At 35.5% G+C, this 10,393-nt stretch carries 14 protein-coding genes and 3 pseudogenes; 7 read left to right on the top strand and 10 right to left on the bottom strand.

Annotated features, from left to right (window positions below):
• From QT76_RS07495 to QT76_RS07465, 7 genes and pseudogenes are all read right to left on the bottom strand, one after another.
• Positions 1 to 247, bottom strand: a pseudogene (locus QT76_RS07495) (hypothetical protein); the annotation flags it as partial.
• Entirely contained in the window at positions 247 to 483 is a 237-nt protein-coding gene (locus QT76_RS07490) for a hypothetical protein (protein WP_001168532.1), read from the bottom strand. The gene QT76_RS07490 and the pseudogene QT76_RS07495, both read right to left, overlap by 1 nt.
• An 11-nt stretch (positions 484 to 494) precedes the next feature.
• Positions 495 to 758, bottom strand: coding sequence for a hypothetical protein (locus QT76_RS07485; protein WP_001177718.1), 264 nt, complete (start codon positions 756 to 758; stop codon positions 495 to 497).
• An 11-nt stretch (positions 759 to 769) separates the two neighbouring features.
• Complete coding sequence (locus QT76_RS07480) at positions 770 to 1,054, bottom strand: TrbC/VirB2 family protein (RefSeq protein WP_033617236.1); 285 nt, start codon at positions 1,052 to 1,054, stop codon at positions 770 to 772.
• Positions 1,042 to 1,530 carry a hypothetical protein gene (locus tag QT76_RS07475; RefSeq protein WP_000571135.1) on the bottom strand — a complete coding sequence of 163 codons (489 nt, stop codon included), beginning with the start codon at positions 1,528 to 1,530 and terminating at the stop codon, positions 1,042 to 1,044. The genes QT76_RS07480 and QT76_RS07475 overlap by 13 nt, the downstream gene beginning before the upstream one ends.
• Positions 1,523 to 1,753 (bottom strand): hypothetical protein, encoded by a 231-nt coding sequence (locus QT76_RS07470; protein ID WP_033617235.1) that lies wholly within the window; start codon positions 1,751 to 1,753, stop codon positions 1,523 to 1,525. Before QT76_RS07470 ends, QT76_RS07475 begins: the two co-directional genes overlap by 8 nt.
• A 2-nt stretch (positions 1,754 to 1,755) precedes the next feature.
• Positions 1,756 to 2,545, bottom strand: a pseudogene (locus QT76_RS07465) (integrase).
• A 139-nt stretch (positions 2,546 to 2,684) separates the two neighbouring features.
• Here QT76_RS07465 and QT76_RS07460 point away from each other — a divergent pair.
• The 4 genes from QT76_RS07460 (at position 2,685) to QT76_RS07445 (ending at position 6,375) form a co-directional block, all read left to right on the top strand.
• Positions 2,685 to 2,879, top strand: coding sequence for a hypothetical protein (locus QT76_RS07460; protein WP_154213083.1), 195 nt, complete (start codon positions 2,685 to 2,687; stop codon positions 2,877 to 2,879).
• A gap of 140 nt (positions 2,880 to 3,019) precedes the next feature.
• The gene (locus tag QT76_RS07455) at positions 3,020 to 3,514 is read left to right on the top strand and encodes a hypothetical protein (protein ID WP_033617234.1); all 495 of its coding nucleotides are present in this window, start codon (positions 3,020 to 3,022) and stop codon (positions 3,512 to 3,514) included.
• A complete protein-coding gene (locus QT76_RS07450; RefSeq protein WP_033617233.1) occupies positions 3,514 to 5,304 on the top strand; it encodes a DUF262 domain-containing protein in 1,791 nt (596 codons plus the stop codon). Before QT76_RS07455 ends, QT76_RS07450 begins: the two co-directional genes overlap by 1 nt.
• Positions 5,305 to 5,454: 150 nt before the next feature.
• The gene (locus tag QT76_RS07445; protein ID WP_033617232.1) at positions 5,455 to 6,375 is read left to right on the top strand and encodes a hypothetical protein; all 921 of its coding nucleotides are present in this window, start codon (positions 5,455 to 5,457) and stop codon (positions 6,373 to 6,375) included.
• 132 nt (positions 6,376 to 6,507) lie between these two features.
• On the opposite strand, the gene queF is transcribed toward QT76_RS07445, so the two are convergent.
• A complete protein-coding gene (queF, locus tag QT76_RS07440) occupies positions 6,508 to 6,954 on the bottom strand; it encodes a preQ(1) synthase (RefSeq protein ID WP_033617231.1) in 447 nt (148 codons plus the stop codon).
• 59 nt (positions 6,955 to 7,013) lie between these two features.
• Between queF and rsfS the strand changes: the two genes are divergently transcribed.
• The 3 genes from rsfS to QT76_RS07425 are packed head-to-tail and all read left to right on the top strand — an operon-like array spanning position 7,014 to position 9,367.
• On the top strand, positions 7,014 to 7,355 hold the full coding sequence (rsfS, locus tag QT76_RS07435; protein WP_001076160.1) for a ribosome silencing factor: 342 nt from the start codon (positions 7,014 to 7,016) through the stop codon (positions 7,353 to 7,355).
• Complete coding sequence (gene miaA, locus QT76_RS07430; protein ID WP_162971663.1) at positions 7,318 to 8,256, top strand: tRNA (adenosine(37)-N6)-dimethylallyltransferase MiaA; 939 nt, start codon at positions 7,318 to 7,320, stop codon at positions 8,254 to 8,256. The genes rsfS and miaA overlap by 38 nt, the downstream gene beginning before the upstream one ends.
• A 4-nt stretch (positions 8,257 to 8,260) precedes the next feature.
• Positions 8,261 to 9,367 (top strand): glycosyltransferase family 8 protein, encoded by a 1,107-nt coding sequence (locus tag QT76_RS07425; RefSeq protein ID WP_033617229.1) that lies wholly within the window; start codon positions 8,261 to 8,263, stop codon positions 9,365 to 9,367.
• A gap of 10 nt (positions 9,368 to 9,377) precedes the next feature.
• Here the strand turns inward: QT76_RS07425 and QT76_RS07420 are convergent, their stop codons facing one another.
• A complete protein-coding gene (locus tag QT76_RS07420; RefSeq protein WP_033617238.1) occupies positions 9,378 to 10,340 on the bottom strand; it encodes an adenine-specific methyltransferase EcoRI family protein in 963 nt (320 codons plus the stop codon).
• Positions 10,321 to 10,393 (bottom strand): annotated as a pseudogene (locus tag QT76_RS08430) (EcoRI family type II restriction endonuclease); the annotation flags it as partial. The gene QT76_RS07420 and the pseudogene QT76_RS08430, both read right to left, overlap by 20 nt.

Below are 10,393 nucleotides of genomic sequence, written 5' to 3'. Positions count from 1 at the left end.
TAATGGTGTTGAGAACATTTTGTCTAGTATCAAAATAGCCCTCTAAGTCTTTTTGCATTAAATTAGAATAGCTTAGTCCTTGTAAGGATATAATGCCTACTAGATTTTCTTGTTTGGTAATAATGAAAGTATCATCATACAAGCCTAAAATATTGCACTCCTGTGCCATAGAGTAGGTTTTTGGCACAAACCCTGCTAAAAGGTCTATGGCTTTTTCCTTGCAATATTTAAGGGCGCTTTCTAACATTAAGAAGACTTTCTTTTTCTTTTAGGGGTGTTTTTATTGCTTTGATTAGCTAAAACAACTTCTTTATGCAACTCATCTACAATATTTCTAATATTAGTAACAAGAATATAGGCATCTAAATGAGCTTCTTTTTTCATTAACGCATTCACACTTGATTTTAAGCTAGAGATAGCTTGTTCTAAGTTGTAAGAAATGGTTAATGGATTAGGTTTTTCTACTAAGACTTCTTTTTGCATATTTTTTCCTTTTAAGCATAAAATGAATTAGCTTTGGTTTTAATTTTGGAATGAGCGATTAAAATGTCACTTATATCTTCATCAAAGAACTCCGCTATGCTAAAAATTAAGAGAAAGCACACATAAAGCACAAAAGAGTTCAATATATCTAGCCAAGGCATCATAATAAAAGGCACAAATCCTGAGAGTAAAAAACTCTTAGCATTAAGCCAAAGAAATTTTTCTTTGGAGCTGATTTCTTTGAGATTAGAAACTGAAATACCAACTAATTGCATGGGGACTTCTTTTAAAAAATACTCATAAACCAGTTAGCTAAGGCTGGGGCTTTAAAAAAGATTGCAGCGCCAATCGCAATAGCAAGCACGGTCATTAAAATTTCTTTCCATCTATCTAAGTTTTTCCATATAAAAATAGCAAGTCCTAAAAAAATAACCATTAAAATGCCTTTAGCCGTAGGGCTAGTGAGCTGTTGTTCAATGGAATTAAAAAAGGTAGTCATATCCGCTTGTAATAAAAGAGGTGAAAAACCTAAAAAGGCGATAAGCTTTCTAAAATGCTTTAATTTTTCCATGCAATGTTCCTTTCTTTTTTAATCACGCAAAATTTCGCTAACACTTTGTAAGTATTTTGATTGAGCTTAAAATCTAAGTGATAAATAACAAGTTCTTCATCAAACTCTAAATTTTCTTCATTGACAACTTGCGTTAAATGAATGATTTGATTTTTTAAGGCTTGTGTCATTTCATAGGTAATAACCTTTAAAACACCGATTTGTTTGATTTGAGCTAAATTCAAAGGCTCTTTGTCTTTTAGTAGGGCAAACTCACTCTCAAAAGTAAAATGCCCTAAGCTATTTTCTAAATGCTTTTCTAGCAATGAAAAATCTTTATCCCATAAATAACTGCAAGTAAGCTCTGTTTGGCTCTCTAAGGTTTTTGCGATTGTCTCTTGTTCTTTGTTTGAATAAAACTTTTCTAAATGCTCTTTTACATTCAGCAATGTTTCATCAATTTGTATGGACTTCTTGTGTAAGATTAGTTCAATCATTGTTTTCCTTTAGTAAATTTGAAAACTCTTCTCTTGTTAATTCATTCTTAGTTTCAGTTGTTGTTATCCAATAAGCTTGTAGATTTTTTTGTAAAGCTTTTTCAAACAAATCCACTAAAAACTTTTCTTGTGTTTCGGTATTCATTTGCGAAAAATCAATTTGTAAAATCAGTTTGCTGTTTTTCTTATTGAAACAAGTACTTAAAGTTGTGCTTGGTGTCATTCTTAAGCACTCTCTTGAAAGTAGTTTGAAACTTTGGGTGAGTTGTTAATAGGTTCGCCTACACATTCTTTGTCTTTTAAAGCCTTTAAGAGATTTTTCTTCACAATGGCTGTTTGATAGAAACAAAGATTAGAAGGAATGTCTTTGTTTGTTAAATCCTTGTAGGATAAAGTGTAAGTGGTATTAGGATTAGAAATAGGCGTGAATTTTAAAACAACATTATTAACTCTTTGCATAAGCTCTTGGCTAGGAATATGCATAACACATTCTTTGTTGTTAATTTTTACTCTCTTAATTTCTTTGGCAAACTTTTCTAAGAAACGCATAATCTGTAAGAAAAAAGGCGATGGGATATTGTTCTTTTGATTAGCTCCTATGTAGTTATAGCCCTCTAATTCTCTGTAATCTTTAAGATACACATACAAGTATCTTTAGTTTTCCTTTAATGACCTCAATAAAACCTTGCTCTTCTAATATATTGACATTCTTTCTTAGAGTTCTTGCTACAACTTGCAAAAACATTTTGGCGTAATGTCTATCTAGGGCAATCTTATTAGACTTAGCATTAAATGCGAGCTTGTAGAGTATGTCTAATAATCTTTTAGCTCCTTGTCCGCCTACAAAGCTTATAGAACCTTGCTCATGCATAATGCTAGGATTAAAGAGTTTGTAGTCTAAATCTTTTTTAAATTTGAAATAATGCTCATGCGTGTTTTTAGCATAAGCAAGATTTGCCTTATAAAGTGTGTTTAACTCATCTTTATCTAAATTAGGTTTTAATGTCTTTGCCATAGTTTTCAAGTCCCTTTCTACGAGACTTAGAGACAGAAACTAACATTCTAGTAAAAATAAATACGCATCATTAACCATTGATTGAATACCACTAGATACAATACCAAAAGTCATCTTTTTTTTCAAAAAAGGGGTAGAAATGGCATTCAATCATTCAACCGTTCAACCGTTCAATCGTTCAATCGTTCAATCGTTCAATCGTTCAATCATTCTATCATTCTATCATTCTATCAAGCAATCAAGCAATCAAGCAATCAAGCAATCAAGCAATCAAGCAATCAAGCAATCAAGCAACGCTACCATACTTTTATCCCTTTTACAAAAATCCGCTTAAAAATCTTTTACTTTTTATCATTCCCTCTTTTATTCCCCCTTGCATTAACCCATGCCGCATTTTTCAACCATTTGATTCCATAAGCCCCATTTTTAAATCAGTGGGGCTTACAGAGTTAAATTCAATACAAGGAGAAGATAATGGCTCAGTTAGAAGATTTAAAAGCGCATGAAAAATACAATTTGTTGTTGTGCTTATTCAAAAGCGATTATTACAACGATCCAACAAATACGGATTTAGAAGGCAAGCCTTTCAAACAAGCTTGTGAGGAATGCACTTTGACTTTTTTTCGCCCAAGAATGGATAAAGTGGCCCAAGAAAAGGATTTTCAAATGGTGCGTAAAGCGGATTATGCTGTTGCTATTGTGTATGAGAAATCAACTAAAGAAGCTATAGTCCAACGGAGCGTTTTTGCTCTAAAGATTGACCATGATCGCATTGAAGTTGATGATGGGGGATCGTTAGGGATTTATGGCGTTTGCGCTCAAAAAGGGAGCCAGGAATACGAAGAATTGGTCAATAAAAACGCATATTGTTTGACAAATTACCTACAACTTCAAAATTCAATGAAATTGATTGAGCGAAAAAATGAAGGGTTATGGGTTTTTACCCATAAACCTATGAAAGGATTTTAATGGAATTGTTGGATTTAGACGGAGTGATTGAGAAAGGCGTGTTTGAAATCCCCAGCTATCAAAGGGGGTATGCATGGCATAAAGAGCAATTAAAGGATTTTTGGAACGATTTAGAGCATGTGTCCAAACTGGGAGATAAATTCCACTACATGCACAGCTTAACCTTAAGAGGGCTTGAAAATGAGCTTGAAGATAGCGCTTTTGAAATCATAGACGGCCAGCAACGATTGGCTACAAGCCTGATTTTACTGAGCCTTTTAGCCAAGATTACCCAAAACAAAGACCCAAAGTATTATTCAATGAACCTCGAACCCATTTTATCCTATAAGTATTATGGTTTGAGTGAAGCTTTTAGGGCGATCACTGAAGAAGAAAAAGATTTAGAAGCGTTCAAAACTTCTTTTTACGCTAAAAATTTGATTGACGCTCATGCGTTTTTTAAAGAAAAAATCAGCGATACGCCTGTTGGAACGCTTGAAAAAATGTTTGATGCCCTTATAAAGAAAATGCTTTTTAGCGTGGTGGAATTGAACGATAACCGAATCGATCCCTTCAGCTCTTTTGAAACGATTAACAATCGTGGTAAGGATCTATCCACTCTAGAATTGTTAAAAAACCGCTTGCATTTTGTGGCACACAAGATTTGCGATGAAGAAGATTTAGAAAATCTTCAACAAGAAATCAATGACACTTACACTAGGATTTATCACGATTTGAGGCAGTTTGAAGACGCTCATTTAGAAAGTTTTTTAAAGCATTTCGTGGCGTATTACTATGGCGAGAATAGCAAGTTTAAAGAGAGATTATTGGATACAGCGTTTGACGCCCATAAAAAATACGACGACCTATATGACGAATATGAAAAAATAAATGATTTGTTACTTTATCTTTCTTATTCTTCTAAGGTTTGGTATTTCTTGCACACGCTTGATGATGAAGAGCTTAGGATTGAAATCACGCCTAAAATGCGCGACTTGTTAGGCAAAATGCAGCACTTAAACGCTTTGAGCGATAACGCTTTTCTGCCCTTATTGCTCTCTCTTTTTACCATACAGCTTGCTGTAAGAAGCGCTAATGAACAGCCTTATACCACCCAAGAATTAGAGGGCTTGTTAGAATATTTAGAGCGTTTCGGGTTTTTGATCTATGGGGTTGCTGGCAAGAATACGGCCAAAAACGAATGGATTGGATTAGCCTTCAAAGCGATTCAAGCGTGTAGATTTTGGGAAGATAAAATAACCATTGAAGATCTCCCGCCATTAGAGAAGCATTTTTTCAAGGGAAAGCATAGCGGTTTGGAATTGCTTGAAGAGAATATCCATTCCAAAAAGAATACTGAGAAGTGGTATCAGTGGGGCAAGGCGTTGAATTACTTGCTTTATGAATACGAGCTATACCATAACCCTGAAACGACTCTGAATTTTGATGGCAGTATAGAAAGCATTGAGCATATCTTGCCCCAAAACCCCGATCAAGGCTATAGCGCTAAAGAAAAAAGTTGGGCTAAAAACCCCCATATCGTGCATGCTTTAGGGAACTTGCTCTTAATTCCTAAAAACGCTAACAGCTCTTTAAGCAACAAGCCTTTTGATGAAAAAAGAAAGGCATACCTAAAAGGCTCTTATAGTGAAAAAGAAGTGGCTAAAAACGCTTCTTTTGGGATTACAGAGATTCAAGAAAGGAGCGAAAAACTATTAGACTTTTTGATCGCGCATTATCGCATCGCTGAATTGGTGGGTGAAAGCGCCATTAAAGCTTTTAAAAACGCTCTTTTAAAAGAGATCAGATGATGCGATCACTCAAAAATAAGGGGGCGTTTAAAAAACGCCCACACCACAACAAGGAGGAACAAGCCATGCCAAAAAGATAAAAAACATTAAAAAACATTGAACGACCGATTATAGCGGAATTTAAAACAAATTTTTACCAAGGAGTATTTTATGGGTTTTCAAAATGAAAATAAATTAAAAGTAGGCGCGTCAGTCAAAGCCACAATCAATGACAAAGTGGTGGAGGCTAAAGTCATTAATATTGGGTTTAATCGTGTAACCTTAAGGAGCCAAAAAGGACAACAAGGTTCTTACGCTTTCAATAGCGAAAAATTCTTAAAATGGTTCAATAAAGTTCCATTGACCGAGCATATGAAACTTCACGCTGAAAACGAAAAAGCGGACATTTTAGATGGCGTTAAAGTGGTAACTAGCGGACCGAGTGTTAAAGAAAGGACTTCTACTCCTAAAGAAAAAGAAAGTAAATTCAAGTTGGACTTTGATTTCCCTGATGACACCACTAGCCCTTTTATGGTCTTTGCTAACGCTTACGCTAACGAAAAAAGAAGCAAAAGACTTGGTTTGTTATTCTCGCCGATGAGTTATGGTGGTATGGGGTTTCAAGCGAGTTTGATTATTATTCACTCGCTCTCTTTTATGGCTGATTTAAAACACCATAGCGATGCGGAGTGGAATGCTATGATTGAAAATAGAAATACTGACGAGTGTTTCTTTGACACTTTTGATGATATGCTTATGGGTGATGTTACTCTATTCTGTAAAGTGATAGAAACTTACGCTAAAAATTTAAAAAGACCCGATGGTAAGAGGGGTGGTGTTACTTTGGAAGAGTGGGCGAGGTTTTTACCGAGAAATAAAGAAGAGGCAAAATTCGTGGCGCAACTCTTATGCGATGGCGGTATCAATAAGTATGATTTAACTTGCGCAGGTTTAACTCCTGGCGTTTTAGCCGATAATCTTTGGTCTTATGGTTTTAGAGATGAGGATTATGATGAGGAGGGTAATGTGATTAAGGAGAGGGACATTATCACTGGAGAGGAGTTAAATAATGCGGAGGGTAATGTAGAATAAACCCCCCCCCATTCTTTTGGGGGTCTCTTTTTTTATCTCTCTTTTTTTCTTTTATTTTTCTCTTTTCATTCTATCTCTAACCTATCCATTTAATTTGGAATGGCTTCAATCTTAAAACCCTATCTTTGTGCGTTATTTCGCATCCAAAAGGCGTTTTTCTTTAAAATCCTGGTATTCTTTGATCGCATAATTCACAAAGGGCTTGATCGCAATCCCGCCCCTAGAGGCAAAATCCCCATACACTTCCAAATACTTTGGCTCTAGCAATTGGACTAAATCTAGTAAAATCGTGTTGATGCAGCTCTCATGGAAACTCCCATGGTTTCTGTAACTGAATAAATAGAGTTTTAAAGACTTGCTTTCTACCATTTTATCTTTAGGGATGTAGCGGATAAAAATCACGCCAAAATCCGGCTGAGAAGTGATCGGACAAAGGCTTGTAAATTCCTTGCATTCTAAAGTGATTAAGGGGTCTAAATTGGGGTTTGGGTTAGGGAAAGCTTCTAGTAAATCGCTGTTGTATTCAAAAATATAGGGCGTTTTAGCGCCTAAGGATTTGAGGTTTAGTTCAGGGGTCATTAATCTTTCCTTGATTTAAGTTATAATAAGGCTATTTTAACCCATTTTTTAGGAAACTCATGAACCAACGCATAGAAACGATTACGGCTTTATTAGATGAAAAAAAGGCTTTTGATATTACGCATATTGATTTGTCTCAAACCCCCTATTTGGTAGAAGATGTCATTATCGCCACCACGCTAGCGAATAAGCATGCCCTTTCTTTACTAGACGCGCTAAAAAACACCCTTAAGCCTTTAGGCGAAGTCTTTTACCAGATAGATGAGTCTAATGAAGAGTGGATCATTTTGGATTTAGGGGATTTGATGATCCATCTTTTCACCGAAGAATGCCGTAAAAAATTTGACTTAGAAGGGTTTTTAAATACCTACAAGAGGGAGAGCGTTCATCAAAACGCCTAAAAAACTCATCGCGCTTCTAGGGCCTAGCGGGAGCGGGAAAAGCGCTCTTTCTGTTGAATTAGCCCAAGAATTGGACGCTGAAATCTTTTCTTTGGATTCTTTGAGTATTTATAAAGACATTAACATCGCTTCGGCTAAACCGAGCCTGAAAGAGCGAAAAAATATCAAGCATTACGCCCTAGATCACCTTAATATTGATGAAAAAAATAACGCTCTCCTTTTTAAAACCCTTTTAGAGGACGCCATAAGGGTGTCTTCTAAAGAGGTATTACTTATTGTGGGAGGGAGCAGTTTTTACTTAAAATCCATTTTAGAAGGTTTGAGCGATACGCCAAAACTGAGCAATGAAGAGGTTGTAAAAATAGAGCGAGAAATCAGCGCCCTAGCTAACCCTTATATATTTTTAAAATCCATTGACCCTAACATGGCTTTTAAGATCCATCCAAACGACACCTACCGCATCCATAAGGCTTTAGAAATCTTTTATGCCACCCGCACGCCCCCAAGCGAGTATTTTAAGGCTAACCCTAAAAAACCCTTTGAGCATGCTATCTCATTATTCGCTCTGTCTGTTGAAAAAAACGCGCTTCATAACAATATCAAACAGCGCACCAAAAACATGCTCCATTCAGGTCTTATAGAAGAAATCAAAGCCCTTTACACTCAATACCCTAAAGATTCGCAGCCTTTTAAAGCCATAGGCGTTAAAGAAAGCATTCTTTTTTTAGAAAAACAACTCACTTTAAAGGAGCTAGAAGAAGCGATTACCTCTAACACCATCAAATTAGCCAAGCGCCAAAACACTTTCAATAAAACCCAATTCAATAACCTTTATGCGGGGAGCGTTGGAGAGATTAGGCATGCGATTTTAAAACACTCAAAAAGCGGCATTAAAGGATAATCTAATGGATACGCAAAATTTACCCGATCAAATTATCCCTATTTTTATGAGTTTTGATAAGAATTACGCGCTAGGGGCTAGCGTGAGCCTTTATTCCTTACTCTCCCATGCGAGCAGGCACACAAGCGCGATAGACTTTAGCCCCTTAAATCAAAGCAACCAACTTTTAGGCGCTAACATCGTGTATAAAATCCATTGTTTGGTTAAAGGGGTTACTTTAGAGCAGCAAAACAAGCTTTTAAAAACCATTGAGCCTTTTAAAAAATTCGCTTCATTAGAGTTTATAGACATCAATTCGCTCAATCATTCCATAGAAAGCTATCTCAATGAGTCTTGCTCCAAGCGTTATGGTGGGCTTCTTGTTTTGTGCCGACTCTTGCTCGCTTCGCTCTTCCCTAGTTATTCTAAAATCATTTCCATAGATGTGGATACGGTGTTTTTAGGCGATGTTGCAAGCGCTTATTTTGCGCTGGATAACGACCCCACTAAATTGCTTGGCATGGTGAGAGACACATTTTCTCACCTTTCTTTTGAAGCCTTTTGTGATTTTATTGAGCGTGCTTGTAAGAATTTTAAAATTGATTTTTCACGCTTTAGCCCAAACGAATTGAAACGCATCCATCAGGGCTTTAACATGGGCTTTTTGGTGGCGAATTTAGATTTATGGCGCGAAAATGGGTTTGAAAAGATCGCTTTAGAGTTTTTGAAAACTAGGGGGAAAGACCTTTTTTACCCTGAGCAGTGTTTAATCAATATGGTGTTTTTAGAGCGTATTTTAGAATTGCCTATTCATTATAATTGCTATTCTGATTCTTTCAAAGAGCACTACCCTAAAAACATCATCATGCTCCATTTCATCCAATACAAGCCGTGGCGTTCTGTGAGTTCTTTGAATGGGCGTTTGATTTGCTATGAAGCTGAAGCGAGTTTTTGGCTCGCCAACCTTTTTTGCACCCCTTTTAAAAACGATTTTTTTAAAGAACGCCTTGAAATGGCTAAAGACCAACAAATGCAATCTTTTAAAACCCACATAAGATCAAAAACGATTAGGGATTATTTTTATTTTAGGATAAAAAATATTTTGAAGTCCTTTTGTAAGACTAAACATTAAGAATACACCTTTAGTAATCTTTTTTATGTCTAATTAAAACTCTAAAATAGGGGCATTTACCATTCACGGACAAATCCTTACCATCATTTCCCTTCCTAAAACCAATAATCTCAAACTGCTTAGGATTAAATTTGTGTAAAAAAGTTATAGGGACTCCCATAGAACCCCTATAGTCCAAAGGTATATCTGTGGTTCTATTCACATTAATTCCATCAAAATTATCGTATAGCTCATACTTATTTTTATTGTATTTTTTTGTGAGTGGCAATATCTCATGCCTTTTTTTATAATCCAAATTTGTGAGCCATAAGCAATTATTAGGAGAGATTAAGCGATTACCTAAGCTATCAATTTTAGTTTCTGTGCCATAAAGTTCATAATGTCTTGGAACAATAAAACTTGAAATTCCTCGACCAAGATGCATGCCTAACCATACTTTATTATTTTTAATTAGATTAAAAATATTTTTGTATGTAATTGCATTGATGTTTCCAATAATCAAAAACTTCTTGCTGTGTTCGATCAATTGCGTTACAAACTCTCTAAAAAGCGAAAAAGGTGGATTAGTTACTACAATATCTGCTTCTTTTAGCAATTGAATGCTCTCCTTACTGCGAAAATCACCATCTCCTTTGAAAAAATTCAACTCATTAATGGTTGTTTGCCAATCCTTTTTCCCTTCATATTCGCAATAAAATCCTTTTGAGTTTTGGTTACTAGCGCTAAATATTTTTGGTTCCACATAACAAGCAGAAATCAATTTTTTAAGCCCTAGTTCTTGAAAATGAACAAAAAAATATTTGAAAAAATTACTTACCCTTGCGTCATCACAATTGCAAAAAACAACCTTATTCTTAAAATGTTGTTTATAGTATTGCAACTCGTTTTCTATATCTGCCAATTGTGTATAAAATTCATCGCTTTTAAGTTGCTTGGCTTTTTGCAATATTTGATTAGTCGCTTTTCTTGACATTGTTTTTACCAACAATTTGATTAAAAAGTGAACTACCTAAAACCTTAAGGGAG

Origin of the sequence: Helicobacter pylori SA37A, assembly GCF_000476015.1 — a bacterium.
Taxonomy (GTDB): Bacteria; Campylobacterota; Campylobacteria; order Campylobacterales; family Helicobacteraceae; genus Helicobacter; species Helicobacter pylori_DB.
The sequence above is the reverse complement of the archived record's forward strand: the minus strand, read 5'-3'. Positions and strand labels throughout refer to the sequence as shown.

What these genes read in the sequence shown, in the direction of transcription:
- QT76_RS07490 (WP_001168532.1), bottom strand. Translation starts at nt 483, where the DNA reads ATGCAAAAAGAAGTCTTAGTAGAAAAACCTAATCCATTAACCATTTCT.
- QT76_RS07485 (WP_001177718.1), bottom strand. Translation starts at nt 758, where the DNA reads ATGCAATTAGTTGGTATTTCAGTTTCTAATCTCAAAGAAATCAGCTCC.
- QT76_RS07480 (WP_033617236.1), bottom strand. Translation starts at nt 1,054, where the DNA reads ATGGAAAAATTAAAGCATTTTAGAAAGCTTATCGCCTTTTTAGGTTTT.
- QT76_RS07475 (WP_000571135.1), bottom strand. Translation starts at nt 1,530, where the DNA reads ATGATTGAACTAATCTTACACAAGAAGTCCATACAAATTGATGAAACA.
- QT76_RS07470 (WP_033617235.1), bottom strand. Translation starts at nt 1,753, where the DNA reads ATGACACCAAGCACAACTTTAAGTACTTGTTTCAATAAGAAAAACAGC.
- QT76_RS07460 (WP_154213083.1), top strand. Translation starts at nt 2,685, where the DNA reads ATGGCATTCAATCATTCAACCGTTCAACCGTTCAATCGTTCAATCGTT.
- QT76_RS07455 (WP_033617234.1), top strand. Translation starts at nt 3,020, where the DNA reads ATGGCTCAGTTAGAAGATTTAAAAGCGCATGAAAAATACAATTTGTTG.
- QT76_RS07450 (WP_033617233.1), top strand. Translation starts at nt 3,514, where the DNA reads ATGGAATTGTTGGATTTAGACGGAGTGATTGAGAAAGGCGTGTTTGAA.
- QT76_RS07445 (WP_033617232.1), top strand. Translation starts at nt 5,455, where the DNA reads ATGGGTTTTCAAAATGAAAATAAATTAAAAGTAGGCGCGTCAGTCAAA.
- queF (WP_033617231.1), bottom strand. Translation starts at nt 6,954, where the DNA reads ATGACCCCTGAACTAAACCTCAAATCCTTAGGCGCTAAAACGCCCTAT.
- rsfS (WP_001076160.1), top strand. Translation starts at nt 7,014, where the DNA reads ATGAACCAACGCATAGAAACGATTACGGCTTTATTAGATGAAAAAAAG.
- QT76_RS07425 (WP_033617229.1), top strand. Translation starts at nt 8,261, where the DNA reads ATGGATACGCAAAATTTACCCGATCAAATTATCCCTATTTTTATGAGT.
- QT76_RS07420 (WP_033617238.1), bottom strand. Translation starts at nt 10,340, where the DNA reads ATGTCAAGAAAAGCGACTAATCAAATATTGCAAAAAGCCAAGCAACTT.